This is a genomic window from Mycobacterium sp. IDUB_36 (genome assembly GCF_055419225.1).
On the sequence record NZ_JBVAXH010000001.1, the window covers coordinates 1971570 to 1992454 of the forward strand.

Consider the following 20885-nt stretch of genomic DNA (forward strand, 5'->3'; position numbering starts at 1 on the left):
ACCGCGGTCTACAGGGTTTCGTCGAGTTCGCCGAGACGATCGGTCAGCCGCAGGTTGTCGGAGTAGTCCACCGGGCAGCAGATCAGCGACACCCCGTCATCGGCGAGCGCTGTCTGCAGCGTGGGCAGCAATTCGTCGGCGCTGGAGATCCGATAGCCTTTCGCGCCAAAGCTTTCCGCGTACTTCACGATGTCGGGGTTGCCGAATTTGACGTAGTGGTGCTCGCCGAGTTCGAGGTCCATCTTCCACTCGATCAGGCCGTAGCCGCCGTCTTCCCAGATCAGTACCACCAGCGGGATCTTCTCCCGGACGGCGGTCTCGATCTCTTGCGAGTTCATCAGGAAGGCGCCGTCGCCGGCCACCGCCAGCACCTTCGACTCCGGCCGCGCCAGCTTGACCCCCATCGCACCCGGCAGCGCAAAACTCATGGTGGACAGCCCATTCGAGATCAGGCAGGTATTGCGCTCGTAGGTCGGGTAGAGCCGGGCCATCCACATCTTGGTGGCGCCGGTGTCGACCAGCACCACGTCGCTGCGGTCCAGTGCGGCGCGGGTGTCGGCAACCACCCGGGCGGGTGCCAGCGGGTACCGCGAATCCTGTTGTCCGCCGCTGAATTCCTCGCTGAGCAGACCCGCACCCGGAATCTCCGGGTCGGCGACGAAGACGTGATCGTCGAGCGCCTCGGTGACGGCGTCGAGTGAGGCGCTGATGTCGCCGATGATCCCGACGTCGACCGAGTAGTGCGCATCGACTTCGGCGGGGAATCGATGGATGTGGATGATCTTCTTGTCGGCCTTCGGATTGATCCGAACCGGGTCGAACTCCTGCAGCTCGTATCCGACCGCGATCACGACGTCGGCGTTGTCGAACCCGAAGTTCACGTAGTCGTGGCGCATGAAACCCAGTGCCCCGATGCTGTTGGGGTGGTCGTCGGGCATCACGCCCTTGCCGTGGAACGTGTTGGCCACCGGCACGCCGAACTTCTCGGAGAATCGCACCAGCGCCTCGGTCGCATCGGAGCGGGCGGCGCCGTGGCCGGCCAGGACCACCGGCCGCTTGGCCTCGCGCAGGATGTCGACGGCGCGCGCCACCTGGCGGAAGGCCGGCGCTTCGGCGTGAACGACGTTGCGCGGCAACGGTCCCAGCTCGTAGTCCTCGTCGTCGGCGTCGATGTGCTCCGGCACCGCGAGGTACACCGCGGCGGGGCGTTCGGTCTCGGCGAGCTTGAACGCCTTGCGGACCATCTCGGGTATCGCCTGCGCGGTCGGGATGTCGGCCGCCCAGCGGGTGATCGGGGCGAACATCGAGACCAGGTCGACGTATTGGTGCGACTCCTTGTATTCGCGGTTCTGACCGACCTGGGCGGAGATCGCGACCAGCGGGGTGCTGTTGGTGGTGGCGTCGGCAACACCGAGCTGCATGTTGATCGCGCCCGGGCCCAGGGTCGAGGAGACCACCGCCGCCCGCCCGGTGACCCGGCCGTACATCTCGGCCATGAACGACGCCGCCTGCTCGTGCCGGGTGAGGACGTAGCGGATGCTCGACGAAGCCAGCGCCTGCACGAAGCGGATGTTCTCCTCACCCGGCAGCCCGAAGACCACCTCGACGCCCTCGTTTTCCAGGCACTTGACTATCAGCTCTGCGGCTTTGCTCATCGGCCTCTCCCTTGTTGGGAACGTTAGTGGCAGGCTAGGTGTTGGAACTCTCAACAACGACTAAACACGACTGCAATAAGGAGGGGCCAGCGTGCCCATCGCCACCATCAACCCGGCCACCGGCGAGACAGTCAAGACCTTTGACCCGGCTACCGACAGTGATGTGGAAGCAGCAATCGCCAAAGCCCACGAGCGATTCCTCGACTACCGTCACTCCACCACGTTTGCCCAGCGGGCCGAGTGGGCAAACGCCACCGCCGATCTGCTCGAAAAAGAGGCCGACGAAGTCGGCGCGATGATGACCCTCGAGATGGGCAAGACGCTCAAGTCGGCGAAGGCCGAAGCGATCAAGTGCGCCAAGGGCTTTCGCTACTACGCGGAGAACGCCGAGAAGCTGCTGGCCGACGAGCCGGCCGAGGCGTCCAAGGTCGGCGCCAAGCGGGCCTACACCCGGTGGCAGCCGCTCGGGGTGGTGCTGGCCGTGATGCCGTGGAATTTCCCGCTCTGGCAGGCCGTGCGGTTCGCCGCGCCGGCGCTGATGGCGGGCAACGTCGGCCTGCTCAAGCACGCCTCCAACGTGCCGCAGTCGGCGCTGTACCTCGCCGACGTGATCGCCCGGGGCGGTTTCCCGGACGGCTGTTTCCAGACATTGCTGGTGTCGTCCAGCGCGGTCGAGTCGATCCTGCGCGACCCGCGGGTCAAGGCGGCCACCCTCACCGGCAGCGAACCGGCCGGTCAGGCCGTCGCCGCCATCTGCGGTGACGAGATCAAGCCGAGCGTGATGGAGCTCGGCGGCAGCGACCCCTTCATCGTGATGCCGTCGGTGGACCTCGACGAGGCGGCCAAGACCGCGGTCACCGCCCGGGTGCAGAACAATGGCCAATCCTGTATCGCCGCAAAACGTTTCATCGTGCACACCGACGTCTACGACGCCTTTGTCGACAAGTTCGTCGAGAAGATGCAGGCGCTCAAGGTCGGCGACCCGACCGACCCGGACACCGACGTGGGCCCGCTGGCCACCGAGTCGGGCCGCGACGAGATCGCCAAACAGGTTGACGACGCCGTCGCCGCGGGCGCCAAGCTGCGCCTCGGCGGCAGCAAGCCCGACCAGCCCGGCTGGTTCTACCCGCCGACCGTCGTCACCGAGATCACCAAGGACATGGCCCTCTACACCGAAGAGGTGTTCGGCCCGGTCGCCTCGATGTACCGCGCCGCCGACATCGACGAGGCGATCGAGATCGCCAACGCCACCACCTTCGGGCTCGGGTCCAACGCGTGGACCAACGACGAGGCCGAGCAGGAACGCTTCATCGACGACATCGAGGCCGGCCAGGTCTTCATCAACGGGATGACGGTCTCCTACCCCGAACTCGGATTCGGCGGGGTCAAGCGGTCCGGCTACGGCCGCGAGCTGGCCGACCTCGGCATCCGGGCGTTCTGCAACGCCAAGACGGTCTGGGTCGGCTAGAACCGGTCAACAGCCACCGAGATCGACGCCGTAAGTCAAACGGCCGCCAGCGCCTTCTCGTCTTCGGCGGCGAAGGTGTCTTCGAGCTGGACCGGTGAGTAGTCGAGGTCGATCTCGCCGAGCGGTCGGCCGCGCGCGCTGGAGATGGTGCCGAACCGGCGCATCCCCTTGTCCGCAGCGTATTGCATGAACTCGTCCTGGACCAGATCGAACGGCATCACGTCGAACAGGGCGAACCCTTGCACGGTTGCCTCGAGGGCGAGCGGCATCAACTCGTTCATCCGGCTCTCGAAGACCGCCCAGTTGGCGTCGTCGGCGGCGACGTGGCGGCGGCAGGTGAAGGTGCCCCAGGCCATGTGCCGACGTTCGTCGTCACCGATGCGACGCACCAATTCCTGCATGCCGGGCAGGATTCCGCGGGCCACGCAGATCTTGTGCCACGCGTAGTACCCGGTGAGCGCCAGCATCCCTTCGACGACGTGGTTGTAGGTGACCGAGGCGCGGATCTGGGCTGCCGGTGACGCATCGGACGACAACGCGTTGAGCGAGTCCGGCAGTTCGTCGTAGAACATCGTGCGATACGCCGGCAGGGGTTCCAGATAGCTCTGCAGGTCGCCGCTCATGCCGACGGCGTCGAGCCAGAGCCGGAACACCTGGGTGTGCTTGGCTTCTTCGAACGCGAATTGCGTCAGGTACATCTCGTCGCCGAGGCGTCCTTCTTCCCGCATCGCGGACATGAACGGCTGGATGTCCTCGGTCACCGCTTCCTCGCCGGCGATGAACTGCGCGCACAACCGGGTGGCGAAGTCTCGCTCGTCGTCGTCGAGTCGCTCCCAGTCGGCACGGTCTCGGGAGAAGTCGATGTCGGCGGGATTCCAGAATTTCGCGTTGCCACCCGCGAAAAGCTTGAGCGGCAAGCTGTCCCAGTTGAGACCGCCAGCGGCGAGTGAGTGTGAACCAGTGCGTGTCATCAGACCTCCTCAGATCTCATGCGGTGTGAATACTTGTGCTGCCAACGGGAGCGAACGCGGCCGAAAGCACCGCGACCAGCCGGCGGACCGCTAGCGCGGGCTGTTCCGGGCTGGGGTCGTCGAGACCGAGAATCGGGTCCAGGCCGCGCACGTACGGCGCCAGGGCCAGGTGCGGAAAGATCAACAGCAGCAACGACATCAACGCCTCGACATCGGCATCGGTGCGAAAGTCGCCCCGCAGTTGCGCGTCGCGGACCAGCGGTCGCAGCACCTCCAGATAGTGGCGGTGGATGACGTTGCGCACGCTGACGCGGGCATCGGTGTCGACCTCGAGCGTCGCCGCCGCGTGCACGGCCCGTTCGTGCGGATGATCGGCGAAATACGCGATCCAGACGTCGAGCCAGTCGGTGAGGAAGTCGAAGAACGGCCGACTCGGGTCGAGTGGACCGATCTGGGCTTCCATGTAGGCCCGCACCCGCTGGCTCACGACGTCGGTGACGAACGCATACAGGTCGCGCTTGTCGGCAAAGTATTGGAACAGGCTGCCTTTGGCCACACCCGCTCGGCGGGCGATCACGTTGAGGCTGCCGCCGGAGAAGCCGTGCGCACCGAACTCCGCCTCAGCGGCCTCGATGACGGCCGCGCGGCGTCGGGCATCCACGCGGGCCCAGGTGACCGTCGGCATCAGCCCTCCTCCCGTGGATGACCAGTGGTCACTCTACTGTGAGCCACGTCACGCCACAAGGGCCTAGGCGCAGATGATTCGCGTCATGGCGGCCATGGCCGCTGAAGTCGACACCCTCGAAATGCTCCGCGAATCGGCACGTTTCGCCATACTGCTGCGCAGGGAGGGGTTCATGGGGCATTACAAAGCAAACCTGCGTGACATCGAGTTCAACCTTTTCGAGGCGCTGGCGCTCGGCGACGTGCTGGATTCCGGGACCGCCGGCGACATCGACGCCGAAACCAGCCGGGAGATCCTCGCCGAGGTGGCCCGATTCGCCCAAGGTCCGGTCGCGGAGTCGTTCGTGGCCGCCGATCGCGAGCCGCCGGTGTTTCTGCCCGACGAACACACCATCACCGTGCCGGATCCGATTCGCAAGACCGTGCAAGCGATCTGGGACGCCGAATGGTGGCGACTCGGTGTGGCGCCCGAGATCGGTGGCACGTCGGTGGCGCGCACCGTCGCCTGGGCGGCGCTGGAGATGATCATCTGCGCGAACCCGGCGCTGTTCTTTTTCTACGCCGGGCCGCCGATGGCCGACATCCTCTACGAGCTCGGCAACGAGAAGCAGCGCGCGCTGGCCAACGCGGCGATCCAACGACGCTGGGGCGCAACGATGGTGCTGACCGAACCCGACGCCGGTTCCGATGTCGGGGCCGGGCGCACCAAGGCCGTCGAGCAGCCGGACGGCTCCTGGCATCTCGAAGGTGTCAAGCGTTTCATCTCCGGCGGCGACCTCGGTGACACGGTCGACAACATCCTGCACCTGGTGCTGGCCCGCCCGCAGGGTGCGCGGCCGGGCACCAAGGGCCTGAGCCTGTTCGTCGTACCGAAATTTCTCTTCGACTGGGACACCTTCGAAACGACTGGGCGCAACGGTGTTTTCGCGACTGGGCTCGAGCACAAGATGGGCTACAAGGCGTCGCCGACGTGCGAGCTGACCTTCGGCGCGCACGGCATCCCGGCTCAGGGCTGGCTGGTCGGCGACATCCACGACGGCATCGCGCAGATGTTCAAAGTGATCGAGAACGCGCGGATGCTGGTCGGCATCAAGTCGTCCGGCACGCTGTCGACGGGCTACCTCAATGCGCTCGAGTACGCCAAGACGCGCCTACAGGGTGCCGACATGACGCAGATGCTCGACAAGAACGCGCCCCGGGTCCCGATCACCCGGCACCCGGACGTGCGGCGGTCGCTGATCATGCAGAAGGCTTACGCCGAAGGACTGCGGGCGATCTATCTCTACACCGCCGCACACCAGGATCCCGCTGTTGCGCAAGCTGTTTCGGGTGCCGACCCGGATGTGGCGAACCGGGTCAACGATCTACTTCTGCCGATCATCAAAGGTGTGGGCTCCGAGCGGGCGTACCAGTACCTGACCGAGTCGCTGCAGACCCTGGGCGGATCGGGCTTCCTGCAGGACTACCCGATCGAGCAGTACATCCGGGACGCCAAGATCGACTCGCTCTACGAAGGCACCACCGCCATCCAGGCGCAGGACTTCTTCTTCCGCAAGATCGCGCGCGATCGGGGGGTGGCGCTCGCACACGTCGCCGGTCAGATCGAGTCGTTCCTCGACAGCGATACGGCCGACCAACGGCTCAAGGTGGAGCGCGCCTATCTGCGAACCGCGCTGGAAGACGTGCAGGCGATGACGGCCACCCTGACCGGTCACCTGATGGGATCGGTCGAAGCGCCGGGCGACCTGTACAAAATCGGCCTGGGCTCGGTGCGCTACCTGCTTGCCGTCGGCGACCTGCTGATCGGCTGGCAGTTGCTCCAGCATGCCGAAATCGCCCTACGCGCATTGGATTCCGGTACCAACGAGAAGGACAACGGATTCTACGAGGGCAAGATGGCGGCGGCTCAGTTCTTCGCGGCCAACGTGCTGCCCGAGATCACCGCCACCCGGGGAATCCTGGCCCGTACATCGACGGCGCTGATGGATCTCGACGACGACGCCTTCTGACCCGGACATCCCCCGAACCACCCACGGCGGCCGATCGGTCGTCCTAGAGTCGGCTACGTGTCGTTAGTGAATACCGCTTCCGGGCCTGTCAACACCACCGATATCGGCGTCACGCTGATGCATGAGCACGTGTTCATCATGACCACCGAGATCGCTATGAACTATCCCGACGCCTGGGGCGACGAGGACAAACGGGTGGCCGACGCCATCAACCGGCTCAACGAGCTGAAGTCTCGCGGTGTCGACACCATCGTCGACCTGACCGTGATCGGGCTGGGCCGCTACATCCCGCGCATCGCCCGGGTCGCCGCGGCCACCGAGCTGAACATCGTCGTCGCAACCGGTCTCTACACCTACAACGACATCCCGTTCCGGTTCCATTACGAGGGCCCGGGCGGAATGCTGGGCGGCCCGGAGATCATGTCCGACATGTTCGTCCGCGACATCGAGGAGGGCATCGCCGACACCGGCGTCAAGGCCGGAATCCTCAAGTGCGCCACCGACGAACCCGGTATCACACCGGGTGTCGAGCGGGTGCTGCGCGCGGTCGCGCAGGCGCACAAGCGGACCGGGGTGCCGATCTCCACGCATACCCACGCCGGGCTGCGGCGCGGGCTCGAGCAGCAGAAGATCTTCGAAGAAGAGGGCGTCGACCTGAGCCGGGTGATCATCGGGCACTCCGGCGACAGCACCGACATCGGCTACCTCGAAGAGCTGATCGCCCCCGGCTCCTACCTGGGCATGGACCGGTTCGGCCTCGACCTGATCTCGCCGTTCGAGGACCGGGTCAACATCGTCGCGCAGATGTGCGAGCGCGGGCACGCCGACAAGATGGTGTTGTCCCACGACGCCAATTGCTACTTCGACGCCCTGCCCGAAGCGTTGGTGCCGGAGCTGGCGCCGAATTGGCACTACCTGCACATCCACAACGACGTCATCCCTGCCCTCAAAGAACGGGGGGTGACCGACGAGCAACTGAACACCATGCTCGTCGACAACCCGCGTCGCATCTTCGAGCGGCAGGGCGCCTACTCGTGACCGCGCTGGTCCTCCCGATCGGCGCCCAGATCTCCGCGCTGGCCGCGCTCGCTCCCGACGAGCCGGCCGTCACCTGCGACGGGTGCACGCTGACCCGCGGCGAACTCGACCGCTCGACCAACCGGCTGGCCCGCGCCTATGCCGAGCGTGGGGTCGGCGTCGGCGACTACGTGACCATGGTGCTGCCCAACTCGATCGAATGGATCCAGGCCGCGGTGGCGTGCTGGAAGCTGGGCGCGGTGCCCCAGCCACTGTCGGCGCGACTGCCCGATGCGGAGCTGGCCGGCCTGCTCGAGCTGCGTCCGCCGACATTGCTGGTGGGCCGCCTGCATGACCAAATACCGAGCGTGGCAATCGGATTCGCGCCCGACCCGTCGCTGTCCGACGGTGAGCTGCCCGAGGCGGTGTCGCCGGTGTGGAAGGCGATGGGATCGGGCGGCAGCACCGGCCGGCCCAAACTCATCGAATCCGGTGGTGACAGCCGGATTCCCGCCGCTATCGGTTACCCGCTCGGCGCCCAGGAGGGCGACGTCACCTTGGTTCCGGTGCCGCTGTCGCACAACACCGGCTTCACGACGGCGACCATCGCGCTGCTCATGCGCCACCACCTCGTGCTGATGAGCCGATTCGAGCCGGTGCAATTCCTTCGGCTGATCAGTGACTTTGGTGTCACTTTTCTGACGACGGTGCCGACCATCATGCAGCGGTCGTTGCCGGTCTACCACGACGACCCGGACGCGTTCGACCTGTCGTCGATACGACGGTTCTGGCACCTGGGTGCGCCGTGCCCGCCCGCGATCAAGCAGGCGTGGATCGACATCCTCGGGCCGGAGAAGGTGTGGGAACTCTACGGCGGCACCGAATTACAGGCGCTGACCTTCATTTCCGGTGACCAGTGGCTCGCTCACCGCGGCTCGGTCGGCGTTGTGGTCGCCGGTGAGATGAAGGTGCTCGACGACGACGGCAACCCGTGCCCGCCCGGCGAGGTCGGAGAAATCTACCTGCGGCCCAGCCCGGGTAGTGCCCCGACCTACCGCTACGTCGGTGCTACGGCGAAATCCCGCGACGGCTGGGATTCGTTGGGCGACCTCGGCTACTTCGACGCCGACGGATTTCTCTACATCTCCGACCGCCGGGTGGACATGTTCACCGTCGGTGGCCGCAACGTCTATCCGGCCGAGATCGAGGCGGCACTGTCGGAGCATCCGGATGTGTTGTCCTGCTTGGTCGTCGGCGTACCGCACCAGGATCTCGGGCAGGTGCCCTACGCGCTGGTCCAGGCCGGGGCCGAGCTGGATGCACAGGCGGTGCAGGACTTTCTGCGTGAGCGCATCGCCGGCTACAAGGTGCCGGAGACCGTGGAATTCGTCGACGGTCCGCTACGCGACGATGCCGGTAAAGCCCGCCGTTCGGCGGTCCGCGACGAAATCATGGCGCGACTCTCCCCCGCAAGCGGGGGGACCCCCACCTCATTGGGTTAGATCGAATCGTCGTCTGCGGGTATCACGGCGCGATTGCGTCTTCCTGACGCGGGCTGAGCGGTTCCCCGCGACGTGAGCTGCGGTGAGATTCCCAGCGCCGCAACGCCTCCCGGCATGGTGACTCGACGAGCGCATAGCTCACCGCGGAGATCGCGATGGTGAAGACCAGAGTGAACAGCAACACCCTGGGCATGTGTCCGTGGAAGGCGAACTGACCGATCACCGGGAACACCATCGTCAGCGCGGCAAGATGCCACACGAAGATGCCGTACGACCAGCGTCCGAGCGTGACCATCGCAGCACTGCCCAGAAGCCGATGGGTGTCGCCGGGGCGGTCGAGCACCAGCGGCGCCACCAGTCCGACGGCCACCAGCGCACCCATCGCGGTCTTCACCGTGAATTGCGCACTGCTGCTGGGGACCAGGCCGGCCGGGCCGGCCAGCGGCGAGGCCGCGACCAGGTAGGCCACCAGCACCACGGCAGCCAGCGCAACGCGGTGTCGCGCCAGTGCGCGCGGCCAGCCGGCCGGGCTGTACATCCACTCGGCGAGCAGCATCCCGGCGGCGAACCAGGAGAAGAAGGCCGGCGGCCAGGTCAGCGGATTGAGTCCGGGCGGCGGGTGAAACGGAATCCAGCCCCAGAACAAACTCGCGACAGCGATGGCCGCAATGGCGGGCACCCGGGCGCGGACCGGTAACCGGGCGGCGAGCACTGCGAGGATCGGCAGCGCCAGGTAGAAACTGACCTCGACCGACAGGCTCCACATCTGGGTCAGGCCGGCGGTCAGCGTCAGCGGCACATAGACCTGGGTGAGTGAGAGATTCGCCAGCCACACGGTCAGACTCGGATGATTGCCCTGCGGCAGCAGGGTCAGAATCACCACGACCGCAACCAGGTAGGCCGGCATGATCCGGACGATCCGCGAGCGCAGGTAGTGACCGGTAGCCGGCTGCGGCGCCAGGCCCCGCGCGGCGGCCGCGTGGCCGCGCCACAACAGGAATCCCGATAGACCGAAGAACACCGCGACCGCCAGATCGAAGCGGCCGAGCAACCGGCCGTCGACTCCACCCGAGTGCCCGGTGTCGAATGCGACGTGGGTGACGACGACGCCGATCGCGGCACAGGCCCGCATGCCCTCGACGGCGGGCAGGAATTTGCGGGTGCCGCCGACCGTCTCGGCGTCGCCGGGTTGGCCGCTCGATCGCATGCCGACAGTCTGCCCGGTGAATGGGTACACCCCGTTTGCCCACCCCGGGGACATAAACAGGCACCTTAAATAATGCTGTTAGGGTCGAACGAGTTTTGCTTCGCTGCAGCGCCGCCAGCGGGTAGAACCCCAGGTCGCCGCGGGGTTCGGGCGGGACAGGTTTGCGGGCCTGAACCAGACGAGACCAGAAGGAGGTCACGGCAACGTGAACCGAGCAGTCATGTTGCGGATGGCCGCGTGCGGAATCATGGGACTCGGTGCCGCGCTGTTGATCGCCGCGCTGCTGTTATGGACCTACACCGGCAGCAGGATCACCAAGATTCCGCTCGACCTGGATGCGACGTTGATCGGCGAAGGAAGCGGCACAACCGTCGACCCGGCCTCGCTCTACAGCCCGAAGCTCGTCGTCGACAAGAACGTTCCGGTGGTGGCCCAGCAGCAGATCGACGTCGAGTCCCCCGCCAATGCCGACGTCGTGACGTTCCAGGTGGGTAGCTCGGTTCGGCGCAGCGACAAGCAGAAGGATTCCGGGCTGCTGCTCGCGCTCGTCGACACCGTCACGCTCAACCGCAAGACGGCGTCCGCGGTGTCGGACGACACCCATCCCGGCGGTGCGGTGCAGAAGCCGCGCGGCTTCAAAGACGAAAGCCCGGCCACCAACATCGCGCTCCCCCACGACGGGCTGTCCTACCGTTTCCCGTTTCACACCGAGAAGCGGTCCTACCCGTACTTCGACCCGATCGCGCAGAAGGCATACGAGGCCAACTACAACGGCGAAGAAGACGTCAACGGGCTGGCCGCCTACAAGTTCACTCAAGACGTCGGCTACGACGCCGACGGCAAGCTCGCCGAACCGGTCCGGTACCCGTCGCTGTACGCCGACGACGCGGACAGCAAGGTCACCAACAGCGCAGCCATGTGGGGCCTGCCCGGTGATCCCGACGAGAAGATCACGATGACCCGCTACTACGCGGCGCAGCGGACGTTCTGGGTCGATCCCGAGTCCGGCACGATCGTCAAAGAGCAAGAGCGGGCCAATCACTACTACGCCCGGGACGCCCTCAAACCCGAGGTGACGCTGGCCGACTACAAGATCACCTCGAACGAAGAGACGGTCGAATCGCAGGTCAACGCCGCTCGCAACGAACGCGACCGGTTGGCGCTGTGGTCGCGGGTGCTGCCCATCACCTTCACTGCTGCGGGCGTCATCGCGTTGATCGGCGGGCTGCTGCTCGGCTCCTTCAGCCTGCGGACCGAGACGGCGTTGAACGACCCCGAGCTGGAGAAGTCCGATCGCGGGTTCTTCGGCCGCGGCGAGCCGCCGGTCGAGCGAGTGTCCGGTGCCGAAGCCGAGACCGAGAAGATACCCACTCCGCCCAAGGACCCGAAACGAGACGGCCCGTCGAGTTCGGGAGGTTCTTCGACTCCCGCGCCACCGGACGTCCCCTAGCTGATTCAGCGCGTGCGGTGGTCTCGTCCCGGGTACGCACTGGCCCTGGCGCTCCTGGTGGTGGCGCCGCTGCTGAGCCCCGGCTATCTGTTGTTGCGCGACGCGGTCTCCACGCCGCGGTCCTATCTGACCGATAACGCGCTCGGGCTGGTGTCCGCTCCGCGGGCCACCCCGCAGGATTTCGCGGTGTCGCTGGCCTCCCATGTCGTCGACGGCGGCATCGTGGTGAAGGCCCTGCTGGTGGTGGGTCTCTTCCTGGCCGGGTGGGGCGCCGGCCGGTTGGCCGCCGCGGTACTACCCGAATCCGGTGCCGGTGGCCAGTTCACCGCGATCACGCTGGCGATCTGGAATCCCTATGTGGCAGAACGTCTTTTGCAGGGGCACTGGAGCCTGCTGCTCGGGTATGGCTGCCTGCCCTGGATCGCGCGATCCGTCGTGATGCTGCGATCGTGCGAAAGTGTCTGCTGGTCACAGGTTTTCGCGCTGGCATTCTGGATCGCGCTGGCGGGCCTGACACCGACCGGGCTGATCCTGGCCGCGGTCACCGGGCTGGCGTGCGTTGCCTTTCCGGGCGGTCTCTCGCGTCGGCGTTGCGCGGCAATCGTCGTGGGAGAGGCCGTGCTGGCCGCACTGCCGTGGCTGACCGCGGCACTCCTGGGCCTGTCATCAGCGGACCGCATGTGGGCGCACACCCCGGGCATCGCCGCATTCGCCGCACGCGCCGAGCCCGGTCTGGGCACGCTCGGCAGTCTGGCCGGCATGGGCGGGATGTGGAATGGCGATGCTGTACCTGTTTCGCGGACAACATTTTTCGCGCTGATCTCGGCGGTGGTGCTGCTGTCCATTGTCGCCACCGGGGTGGTCGGGTTGCGGCATTCACGTCCCGCGCGGCCGCTGCTGGCACTGGCCTTGGTTTCGGTGCTGATACCCGCTGCACTGGCCACCGGCGTGGGGCTGTCCGCCCTGCACGCGGTGGTCGACGCAGTACCGGGCCTCGGCGTGCTGCGCGACGGACAGAAGTGGGTCGCGCTGGCGATGCCCGGCTACTCGCTGGCCGCGGCTGCCGCCGTGTCGACGTTGCGCCGGTGGTTGCCGCCCGCCGCGGCGGCGCTGACGTGCTGCCTCGCGCTCCTGTTGTCGCTTCCCGACTTGGCGTGGGGTGTCGCGGGAAAGGTCCATTCGGTGCGCTATCCCAGCGACTGGCCGGCTGCCGCCGCCGTGATCAATCGCGCGCCCGCGGAGGTCGCGGTGTTGCCAGCCGACAGCATGCGGCGCTTCGCCTGGTCGGGCCCGGCGCCGGTGCTCGATCCGCTGCCGCGGTGGCTGCGCGCCGACGTGTTGGCGACCGGCGACCTGACCATCTCGGGGACGACGGTGCCCGGCGAGGGCGACCGCGCCCGGGCGGTGCAGCGTCTGCTGCTGACCGGCGCCGACCCGGACCGGCTACGGGCGGCCGGCGTCGGATGGCTGGTGGTCGAGCTGGGAACTCCCGGCGACGTGAGCGGAGCCGCCGATACAGTGGCGCGCTTACCGGTTGCCTATCGCGGGCGGGACCTGATGGTCTACCGGGTCGGCGGTGACACGGCCGGCGCGTCGCCGAGTCGTCGGGCAGTGGTGATCGTCGCGCACCTGATCTGGCTGGCGATGCTGATCGGCGGAGCCGCCGGATCTGTGCTGACGCGCCGGACGTCGCTACACGACGCCGGAGACGAAGTCGCCGGCGACGACTGACTCCAGCACCGAGCGCAGTGCGTCGGCGCTTTGCCTCCAGGAGAATTCCGCGCTGCGCGCCTGCGCTTTGACGCCGAGCTGATCGCGCAGCACCGGGTCGGTGAGTAGACGCTCGAGACGGTTGACGAGTTCGCCGTGGTGGTCGACGAGAACACCGGTGACCCCGTCGATGATCGAGTCGGCCAGCCCGCCCGATGAGCGGTAGCCGATGGTCGGCACCGCGTGCTGGGCCGCTTCGATGACCGCCAAGCCCCAACCTTCTTTGCGTGACGGCAGCACATGCACCCAGGCCTGTTGCATGACAAGGTGTTTCGCAACATCGTCGACGTGCCCGTGAAACGTCACCGCATCGCCGATGCCCAGCCGCCGGGCATGGTCGGTCAACCGCCGATCCCACCAACCGCCGCCGACGACGTCGAGGTGCAGGTCCGGAATCGAGGCCCGCAGCTCTGCCACCGCATCCAGCGCGTCCTCGATCTGCTTGTGCGGCACCAGCCGCGAGAGCACCAGCACCCGTGGGCCGTGCGCCCGGGCACCGGTCAGTGACGCCTCGGGCGCCTCATCAAGCCCGTTGCGCACCACCGCAATTCGCGCGTTGTCGACGCCGAGGCCGACCAGGTCGCGAGCAGACGGAAGAGACACCGTCACATACTGGTTGCGCCGATGCAGCCGCGGCGACAGCCACGCTTCCACGAACCAGCCCACCCGGCCGAGAAACAAACCGGCGACCGGCCACTGTTCCCGATGGCAGTGGTGCACCAGCACCACGACACGGCGGCCGTAGATCAGCCGGGCCAGAAACGGCAGACCGTTCTGGGTGTCCACGACCACGTCCGGTCGCGCGTAGCGCAAAGACCCGACGCCGAGCCGAGCGGCCGCCATCGCCAGCATCGCCCAGATGTAGACGGAGTAACGGCCACCCGAGCGGCTGATCTGGACGCCGTCGACGACCTCGCGTCGAGCGGCCCCGGGGTAGCGCGCGGTGCGCAGGGTGACGTTCACCCCGGCTGCGGCCAGCTGCGCGCCGATGCGCTGCAGGTAGGTCTCACTTCCGCCGCCCTGCGGGTGACCGGTGTCGCGCCAGCACAGAAGGAGCACTGAGCGGACGGCGGACATCGGGTTAGCCTAGCCGGGCGACGATGCTCGCCGCGAAAACGGTGAGCGGCTTTAGGGTTGGCCGGTGGCTGTGACCGAGGTGTTCGCCCGACGGGCGACGTTGCGCCGGTCGGTACGGCTGCTCTCGAGCTTTCGCCACGAGCAGCGCGAGCCGACCCGGTTCTACCGCCCACTGGCCTCCGACACCGCCGCCATGGTCGGTGACCTGTGGCAGGGCGTGCACGGCGAGCGGCCGGTCGGTCGCAGCGTGCTCGACGTCGGAGGTGGGCCCGGTTATTTCGCCGCGGCGTTCGGTGACGCCGGGTTGCAATACACCGGTGTCGAGCCGGATCCCGGCGAAATGCACGCCGCCGGACCGGCTTTGGCGCGTGGAGCAGGGACCTTTGTGCGGGCCTCCGGGATGGCGCTGCCATTCGCGGACAACAGCGTCGACATCTGCCTGTCGTCGAACGTCGCCGAGCACGTCCCGCGCCCCTGGCAGCTCGGCAACGAGATGCTGCGGGTGACGCGGCCCGGCGGCTTGGTGGTGCTGTCGTACACGGTCTGGCTCGGCCCGTTCGGCGGCCACGAAATGGGCCTGACCCATTACCTGGGTGGGGCTCGCGCGGCGGCGCGCTACGCCCGCAAACACGGCCATCCGGCCAAAAACAACTACGGGTCGTCGTTGTTTGCGGTGTCGGCGGCGGACGGCCTGGACTGGGCGTCCAGCACGGGGGTGCTGATCGCCGCGTTCCCGCGCTACCACCCGAAATGGGCCTGGTGGCTGACGTCGCTGCCGGTGGTACGCGAGTTCCTGGTGAGTAATCTCGTGCTGGTCCTCCAACCGCGATACTGAAACGTGTTCTCGTTTGGACGCGGCTTGGGTATGGTTGCGCCCATGACCCAAGTCACAACCGAGCACGCTACGACGGAGTACGACAAGCTTTTCATCGGCGGTAAGTGGACCGAGCCGTCCACATCCGAGGTCATCGAAGTGCACTGCCCGGCGACCGGCGAGTACGTCGGCAAGGTGCCTCTGGCCGCAGGCGCCGACGTCGATGCCGCGGTCGCTGCGGCGCGCGCGGCATTCGACAACGGACCGTGGCCCTCCACCCCGCCGAAAGAACGCGCGGCCGTCATCGCCGGCGCACTCAAGCTGATGGAGGAGCGCAAGGACCACTTCGTCAAACTGCTCGGCGACGAGACCGGCCAGCCGCCGATGTCCGTCGAGACGATGCAGTGGATGAGCGGAATCGGGTGCCTGAGCTTCTTCGCCGGGCCCGCCGTCGACCAGGTCAAGTGGCAGGAAGTCCGCAACGGCGGCTACGGCCAGACCATCGTCCATCGTGAGCCGCTCGGCGTGGTCGGCGCGATCGTGGCGTGGAACGTGCCGCTGTTCCTGGCGATCAACAAGTTGGGCCCGGCGCTGCTGGCCGGCTGCACGGTAGTGCTCAAGCCGGCCGCCGAAACACCGCTGAGCGCAAACGCTTTGGCGGAGGTGTTCGCCGAGGCCGGCCTGCCCGAGGGCGTGCTGTCGATCGTCCCCGGTGGCATCGAGACCGGTCAGGCGCTGACGTCCAACCCCGACATCGACATCTTCTCCTTCACCGGGAGCTCCGCGGTCGGCAAGGAGATCGGCAAGCGTGCCGCCGAAATGCTCAAGCCGTGCACCCTCGAACTGGGAGGAAAGTCGGCCGCGATCCTGCTCGAGGATGTCGACTTGGCCGCGTCGGTGCCGATGCTGGTGTTCTCCGGCATCATGAACACCGGGCAGGCCTGTGTGGCACAGACCCGCATCCTGGCGCCGCGCTCGCGCTACGACGAAATCGTGGAGGCGGTCGGCAATTTCGCGGCTTCGCTGCCCGTCGGGCCGCCGTCGGACCCGGGCGCGCAGATCGGCTCGCTGATCTCGGCGAAGCAGCGGGACCGCGTCGAGGGATACATCGCCAAGGGCGTCGAGGAGGGTGCCCGTCTGGTGACCGGCGGTGGTCGTCCGGAAGGACTGGACAACGGCTTCTTCGTCCAGCCAACGGTGTTCGCCGACGTCGACAACAAGATGACGATCGCGCAGGAGGAGATCTTCGGCCCGGTGCTGAGCATCATTCCCTACGACACCGAAGAGGACGCGGTCAAGATCGCCAACGATTCGGCGTACGGATTGGCCGGCAGCGTGTGGACCACCGATGTGCCGCGCGGCATCAAGATCTCCGAGCAGATCCGCACCGGTACGTACGCGATCAACTGGTACGCGTTCGACCCGTGCTGTCCGTTCGGTGGTTACAAGAACTCGGGAATCGGTCGCGAGAACGGTCCCGAGGGTGTCGAACACTTCACGCAGCAGAAGAGCGTGCTGATGCCGATGGGTTACACCACCGACTAGTCTCGCGCCGCCGAGTCTGCAGCCGGCCGTGCGTTCGAATTCGACTGCGCAGCCGGCTGTCTCGGCGTTGTGTCACTGCACAACGACGTCACGCTTGAAGTCGATCCGCAGCACGCTCCGCACCGCCACTTCATCGCCCAGCATGAGGCCGACCGTCTGCACTGTGCGATCGGCCGCGGCGATGCCGGCCTGGATGCCGCGCCGTGCCGGTACGACAGCCGTGAGCGTCACCGTCGGTCGACCGCGTTCGATGACCGCGCTGCCGCGGGCTTTGACGACGCCGGTCTCTTGCCCCAGCGCGGCGGCGGCAGCGGTGGCGACGGAGTCTGCGTCGGCGGTGAAGTCGTACGTGTTGGCGGCCAACGGAACCCTGGCCGCCTTCCGGGGGTAGCGGTGTGCCGCCAGCCAACGACAACCCAGCGCCACCGATGCCAACCCCGTCGCGGCGCAGGTCCACGGCCACCACCAGGCCTGCACACAGTGCGCCAGTTCGATTCGCGGACTGACGATTCTCCGTTGCCACGCGACGAGGAAGCAGCCGAGCGCCAGCAGACCGACGCCCGACAGCAGCGTCACGACCCGGTCCACAGCCACCGCGCGCCGGGTCACGAGACGCTCTCCGTGCGGAGCCTGACGACTACTCGCGGTGGCGTCCTCAGCCGGCTCAACTCGTCGGACACTGCTGCGGCAACCGAGTTTTTGGCATCCCGGCTGGCGGTTCCGGTGATCCGGCACCGAACCACGACCCGTCGCCGAGACACCTTCGCCCGCGCCTCGAGCACCCCGCCGACGGTCTGCGCCGCGGCGACGGCGATCTTGCCGATGTCCTTGACGCGCAAATACACCGCGGTGTCGGCTGCCAACAGACGGGCTGTGCGACGTCTGGGTGCCAGCGCGGTCAGCATCAGCCCGAGGCCGACCACGGCCAGGAAGGTGCCTGCGGGCACCAGCCAAGGCCCCGGCCGCACGGTGTCGATCGCTCGCAACACCACGGGAAGCCACGCTGTGCCTCGCGTCCATCCCGCCGTCAGCACCGCATCACGGACCGCGACGGCACCGCTCGCAACAAGGACGAGAGCAATCACGACGCCGACACGGCTGGCGCCGGCCGCCGCTACCGGCGCGGGCGCTGGACGAACCTGGGGGCCGACGCGATCAACCGAGATAGCGAGTGTCGTGTGCGGATCCGTCGTGGTCACAGCAGTGCCCTCCCCTGCGTCGGGTCGCCCGGCGGTACGACGGCGCCCACATGCACGGTGACGCGGTCGACCGACAGTCCGCTCACTGATTCAAGTGCGTCGCGAACATGGGTGCTGGTGGCTGCCGCCACCTCGCCCAGCGACCGGCCCCAGCCCACCGCGATCTCGACATCGGCGCAGACCCGCTCACCGGCGACGGCGACAGTGGCCCGCGGTAGCGCCCGCCCGGGCAGCTTCCCCGGTCCGCTGCGGTGTCGGTAGACGTCGGGTGACGTCAATGCCGCTGCGATCACGATGCTCTGAACAGCGCGTTCGCGTATCTCCAGCCGGCCCGCGTCGCCCGAGCCGGGGGGCGCAGATTCGGCAAGGTCAGCCACGGCCACGCCCCCGCAGCCACGTGGTGGCATCGAATTCGCCGTCCCGGTGACCGCCGATGACGTATCCGATGGCACCCAGGACCAACGCCAGGAGAAATCCTGTGAATCCGCCGGCGGCGCCCGCCACCCCGAGAAGCACACCGGCCAACATTCCGGCCGTTGCTGTCGTCATTGCCGTCCTCCTGTTTGTCTAGCGTGAATCCGCGACGCTCGCGCCCGGCCGCAGTGGGCCGGACGCGATGTCCTCGACCGTCACGTCCACCGCGGTGGCGTCGGGAAATGCTTCGGCCACCGCCGCGCGGACCGCGGCGGCGGTGCCCCGGATCTGCGCATCGGCCGCCACGACGAGATGAACTTCGATTCGGTGACCGTCGACGCGCACGCCGGGAACCCGACGTCCCGGCAGGTAGGTGGCTACCTCGCCGAATTTACCGGGGTGCAGCGCCACGACGCCGGACACGGTGCGGGCGATACCCGCCACCGTGTCGGCGTCGGTCTCCTCCGCTGCCGGCACTACTCCACCCGAGCCAGGTGACTGTTCGGCGAGTCCGAGTCGTCGTCAGGCACGTGGACGTCGTGCACGGTGATGTTGACTTCGACGACCTCTAGTCCGGTCATGCGTTCGATCGCGGCAATCACGTTGCGGCGGATACCAGCGGCCAAATCGGCGATGGACACCCCGTATTCGGCGACGATGTCGAGGTCGACGGCGGCTTGCTTCTCCCCGACCTCGACCGACACGCCCTGCGAATAGTTCGTCGATGCGCCCGGGATCCGCTCGCGCAGAGCTCCGACCGCCCGGCTGGCATTGCCGCCCAGGTCGTACACACCGTGAACCTCGCGGGTGGCCATTCCGGCGATTTTGGAGACCACGACGTCGGCGATGGTCGTCTGACCGTGGCTGGTGACCAGCGGGCCGTTGGTGCTCTCGGCGACCGGACTCGTGGGATTGCTTGCCATGTCCTCGTCCTTTCCATCGATTTGGTTCTACTGGTGGGTGGACGTAGCTGACGGGCAAAACCGAACGCCCCGAGCATGTAATCCCAGACACACTCGTGGTTTGCTAACAGTGGTCGACGCTTCCGCGATCGGCCACGGCGGCGCGCAGGGGGGCCAGTGTTGGCAGAGTCGTCGCCGGCGGAGGGTGACGACTCATTCGACGAAGAGCTCCTCGCTGCGGCAGCGCGGGCCGGCGATGACGCGGCGTTCGAATCCCTGGTGCGTCGGCACGGTCCCGCGATTCACCGTTACGCCCGCCGGATGACGGGTGACAGCGACGCGGTACCCGACATCGTTCAGGAGACCTTTGTCGCCGCGTGGCGCCAGATCGGCAACTTTCGTGCGGAGTCCTCGCTGCGAACCTGGTTGTTCGCCATCTGTGCTCGCAAAGTCGTCGATTCGCACCGGGTCAAGCGCGCCACCCCCATCGACGACCGGCTGATAGAACCGGCGAGCACCGATCGCAACACCGATCCGTTCGCGGCTACCTCCAACAGCGCCTTCCTGGCTGCGGTGGAGGTGGCGCTGCAGGAACTGCCGCCGCGCCAGCGCGCCGCATGGTTGCTGCGCGAACTCGAGCGGTTGACCTTTCCCCAGATCGCGACCATCCTCAACGTGAGCCCCGACGGTGCGCGCGGGCACCATCACCGGGCGCGCGCCACGCTCCAGCAAAGGCTTCTGCAATGGCGATAGGCGATCTCGGCGCGATCGAGCGCGCGGCACACCTGATGCGCGCACAACCCGAACCTGGCTGGCAGGCGATCGAACACGATGTGCTCACCGCGGTACGTTCGACCCCGCGCGGCGGCTGGCCACTGGTCGTCGAAGATCCCCAGCCCGGATCTGCGCCGGGAACGCTGTACGTGAGCGACGTGGCCCTGGGCGCCCGCCTGTCGCGTGCGCTGGCCGGCGACTCCGACTACGCCGTCACCGACATCCAACTGCGGTCGTCGGGAACTGCACTGCAGGCTGTCTCGATCACGCTCAGTGGCCGCTACCTGGCCGATCTCCCGTCGGCTACCGCGCGGGCGCTCGCCCGCTGCGAGGCGGAGCTCGCCGAGGTTGTCGGCAACATCCCGGGTATTTCGATAGACATCGTCGTCAACGACGTGCACCAGTAACGGCTGAGCCAACAGCCCTC

21 protein-coding genes are annotated in these 20885 nt (G+C 67.2%); 10 read left to right on the top strand and 11 right to left on the bottom strand.

Annotated features, from left to right (window positions below):
• Positions 1-8: 8 nt before the first annotated feature.
• The gene (locus ACZYW1_RS09620; RefSeq protein WP_463785270.1) at positions 9-1655 is read right to left on the bottom strand and encodes an acetolactate synthase large subunit; all 1647 of its coding nucleotides are present in this window, start codon (positions 1653-1655) and stop codon (positions 9-11) included.
• A gap of 91 nt (positions 1656-1746) precedes the next feature.
• Here ACZYW1_RS09620 and ACZYW1_RS09625 point away from each other — a divergent pair, with 91 nt between their 5' ends.
• Positions 1747-3123 carry an NADP-dependent succinic semialdehyde dehydrogenase gene (locus ACZYW1_RS09625; protein WP_463785272.1) on the top strand — a complete coding sequence of 459 codons (1377 nt, stop codon included), beginning with the start codon at positions 1747-1749 and terminating at the stop codon, positions 3121-3123.
• A 35-nt stretch (positions 3124-3158) separates the two neighbouring features.
• Here ACZYW1_RS09625 and ACZYW1_RS09630 read toward each other — a convergent pair whose 3' ends face one another.
• Together ACZYW1_RS09630 and ACZYW1_RS09635 are read right to left on the bottom strand one after the other, a co-directional pair.
• Positions 3159-4094, bottom strand: a complete 936-nt coding sequence (locus ACZYW1_RS09630; protein WP_463785274.1) for a R2-like ligand-binding oxidase — start codon at positions 4092-4094, stop codon at positions 3159-3161.
• A 16-nt stretch (positions 4095-4110) separates the two neighbouring features.
• A complete protein-coding gene (locus ACZYW1_RS09635; protein WP_463785275.1) occupies positions 4111-4779 on the bottom strand; it encodes a TetR/AcrR family transcriptional regulator in 669 nt (222 codons plus the stop codon).
• 172 nt (positions 4780-4951) lie between these two features.
• Between ACZYW1_RS09635 and ACZYW1_RS09640 the strand changes: the two genes are divergently transcribed.
• From ACZYW1_RS09640 to ACZYW1_RS09650, 3 genes are read left to right on the top strand one after another with little or no spacing between them, the layout of a single operon-like run.
• A complete protein-coding gene (locus tag ACZYW1_RS09640; protein WP_463787770.1) occupies positions 4952-6787 on the top strand; it encodes an acyl-CoA dehydrogenase in 1836 nt (611 codons plus the stop codon).
• 57 nt (positions 6788-6844) lie between these two features.
• Entirely contained in the window at positions 6845-7825 is a 981-nt protein-coding gene (locus ACZYW1_RS09645) for a phosphotriesterase family protein (RefSeq protein WP_463785277.1), read from the top strand.
• The gene (locus ACZYW1_RS09650; RefSeq protein ID WP_463785278.1) at positions 7822-9306 is read left to right on the top strand and encodes an AMP-binding protein; all 1485 of its coding nucleotides are present in this window, start codon (positions 7822-7824) and stop codon (positions 9304-9306) included. The genes ACZYW1_RS09645 and ACZYW1_RS09650 overlap by 4 nt, the downstream gene beginning before the upstream one ends.
• 22 nt (positions 9307-9328) lie before the next feature.
• Here ACZYW1_RS09650 and ACZYW1_RS09655 read toward each other — a convergent pair whose 3' ends face one another.
• Complete coding sequence (locus tag ACZYW1_RS09655; RefSeq protein ID WP_463785280.1) at positions 9329-10513, bottom strand: acyltransferase family protein; 1185 nt, start codon at positions 10511-10513, stop codon at positions 9329-9331.
• Between the two features lie 205 nt (positions 10514-10718).
• Between ACZYW1_RS09655 and pgfA the strand changes: the two genes are divergently transcribed.
• The gene (gene pgfA / locus ACZYW1_RS09660; RefSeq protein ID WP_463785282.1) at positions 10719-11963 is read left to right on the top strand and encodes a cell envelope lipid trafficking protein PgfA; all 1245 of its coding nucleotides are present in this window, start codon (positions 10719-10721) and stop codon (positions 11961-11963) included.
• Positions 11964-11975: 12 nt separating this feature from the next.
• On the top strand, positions 11976-13694 hold the full coding sequence (locus ACZYW1_RS09665; protein WP_463785285.1) for an MmpA family trehalose lipid delivery protein: 1719 nt from the start codon (positions 11976-11978) through the stop codon (positions 13692-13694).
• Here ACZYW1_RS09665 and ACZYW1_RS09670 read toward each other — a convergent pair.
• Positions 13656-14810: a glycosyltransferase family 4 protein gene (locus ACZYW1_RS09670; protein ID WP_463785286.1), complete on the bottom strand. Its 1155-nt coding sequence runs from the start codon at positions 14808-14810 to the stop codon at positions 13656-13658. The genes ACZYW1_RS09665 and ACZYW1_RS09670 overlap by 39 nt on opposite strands.
• Before the next feature lie 64 nt (positions 14811-14874).
• Here ACZYW1_RS09670 and ACZYW1_RS09675 point away from each other — a divergent pair, with 64 nt between their 5' ends.
• Together ACZYW1_RS09675 and ACZYW1_RS09680 are read left to right on the top strand one after the other, a co-directional pair.
• Positions 14875-15645 (top strand): class I SAM-dependent methyltransferase, encoded by a 771-nt coding sequence (locus tag ACZYW1_RS09675; RefSeq protein WP_463785288.1) that lies wholly within the window; start codon positions 14875-14877, stop codon positions 15643-15645.
• 42 nt (positions 15646-15687) lie between these two features.
• Complete coding sequence (locus ACZYW1_RS09680) at positions 15688-17169, top strand: aldehyde dehydrogenase (protein ID WP_463785290.1); 1482 nt, start codon at positions 15688-15690, stop codon at positions 17167-17169.
• A gap of 72 nt (positions 17170-17241) precedes the next feature.
• Here the strand turns inward: ACZYW1_RS09680 and ACZYW1_RS09685 are convergent, their stop codons facing one another.
• The 6 genes from ACZYW1_RS09685 to ACZYW1_RS09710 all read right to left on the bottom strand — a co-directional run bounded on the left by ACZYW1_RS09685 (position 17242) and on the right by ACZYW1_RS09710 (position 19705).
• Positions 17242-17778, bottom strand: a complete 537-nt coding sequence (locus tag ACZYW1_RS09685) for a hypothetical protein (RefSeq protein WP_463785291.1) — start codon at positions 17776-17778, stop codon at positions 17242-17244.
• A complete protein-coding gene (locus ACZYW1_RS09690; RefSeq protein WP_463785293.1) occupies positions 17775-18161 on the bottom strand; it encodes a DUF6286 domain-containing protein in 387 nt (128 codons plus the stop codon). The genes ACZYW1_RS09685 and ACZYW1_RS09690 overlap by 4 nt, the downstream gene beginning before the upstream one ends.
• Before the next feature lie 203 nt (positions 18162-18364).
• Positions 18365-18745 carry an Asp23/Gls24 family envelope stress response protein gene (locus tag ACZYW1_RS09695; protein ID WP_463785295.1) on the bottom strand — a complete coding sequence of 127 codons (381 nt, stop codon included), beginning with the start codon at positions 18743-18745 and terminating at the stop codon, positions 18365-18367.
• A complete protein-coding gene (locus tag ACZYW1_RS09700) occupies positions 18738-18917 on the bottom strand; it encodes a hypothetical protein (RefSeq protein ID WP_293004074.1) in 180 nt (59 codons plus the stop codon). Before ACZYW1_RS09700 ends, ACZYW1_RS09695 begins: the two co-directional genes overlap by 8 nt.
• An 18-nt stretch (positions 18918-18935) precedes the next feature.
• Positions 18936-19259, bottom strand: a complete 324-nt coding sequence (locus ACZYW1_RS09705) for a hypothetical protein (protein ID WP_463785296.1) — start codon at positions 19257-19259, stop codon at positions 18936-18938.
• The gene (locus ACZYW1_RS09710) at positions 19259-19705 is read right to left on the bottom strand and encodes an Asp23/Gls24 family envelope stress response protein (RefSeq protein ID WP_463785298.1); all 447 of its coding nucleotides are present in this window, start codon (positions 19703-19705) and stop codon (positions 19259-19261) included. Before ACZYW1_RS09710 ends, ACZYW1_RS09705 begins: the two co-directional genes overlap by 1 nt.
• Positions 19706-19861: 156 nt before the next feature.
• Between ACZYW1_RS09710 and ACZYW1_RS09715 the strand changes: the two genes are divergently transcribed.
• A complete protein-coding gene (locus tag ACZYW1_RS09715; protein WP_463785299.1) occupies positions 19862-20437 on the top strand; it encodes an RNA polymerase sigma factor in 576 nt (191 codons plus the stop codon).
• Complete coding sequence (locus ACZYW1_RS09720; RefSeq protein ID WP_463785301.1) at positions 20428-20865, top strand: hypothetical protein; 438 nt, start codon at positions 20428-20430, stop codon at positions 20863-20865. Before ACZYW1_RS09715 ends, ACZYW1_RS09720 begins: the two co-directional genes overlap by 10 nt.
• Positions 20866-20885 lie beyond the last annotated feature (20 nt).

Bases quoted from the DNA above. Each gene is read 5' to 3' on its own strand.
- ACZYW1_RS09720 (WP_463785301.1), top strand. From the start codon at position 20,428: ATGGCGATAGGCGATCTCGGCGCGATCGAGCGCGCGGCACACCTGATG.
- ACZYW1_RS09700 (WP_293004074.1), bottom strand. From the start codon at position 18,917: ATGACGACAGCAACGGCCGGAATGTTGGCCGGTGTGCTTCTCGGGGTG.
- ACZYW1_RS09655 (WP_463785280.1), bottom strand. From the start codon at position 10,513: ATGCGATCGAGCGGCCAACCCGGCGACGCCGAGACGGTCGGCGGCACC.
- ACZYW1_RS09640 (WP_463787770.1), top strand. From the start codon at position 4,952: ATGGGGCATTACAAAGCAAACCTGCGTGACATCGAGTTCAACCTTTTC.
- ACZYW1_RS09670 (WP_463785286.1), bottom strand. From the start codon at position 14,810: ATGTCCGCCGTCCGCTCAGTGCTCCTTCTGTGCTGGCGCGACACCGGT.
- ACZYW1_RS09710 (WP_463785298.1), bottom strand. From the start codon at position 19,705: ATGGCAAGCAATCCCACGAGTCCGGTCGCCGAGAGCACCAACGGCCCG.
- ACZYW1_RS09635 (WP_463785275.1), bottom strand. From the start codon at position 4,779: ATGCCGACGGTCACCTGGGCCCGCGTGGATGCCCGACGCCGCGCGGCC.
- ACZYW1_RS09680 (WP_463785290.1), top strand. From the start codon at position 15,688: ATGACCCAAGTCACAACCGAGCACGCTACGACGGAGTACGACAAGCTT.
- ACZYW1_RS09620 (WP_463785270.1), bottom strand. From the start codon at position 1,655: ATGAGCAAAGCCGCAGAGCTGATAGTCAAGTGCCTGGAAAACGAGGGC.
- ACZYW1_RS09630 (WP_463785274.1), bottom strand. From the start codon at position 4,094: ATGACACGCACTGGTTCACACTCACTCGCCGCTGGCGGTCTCAACTGG.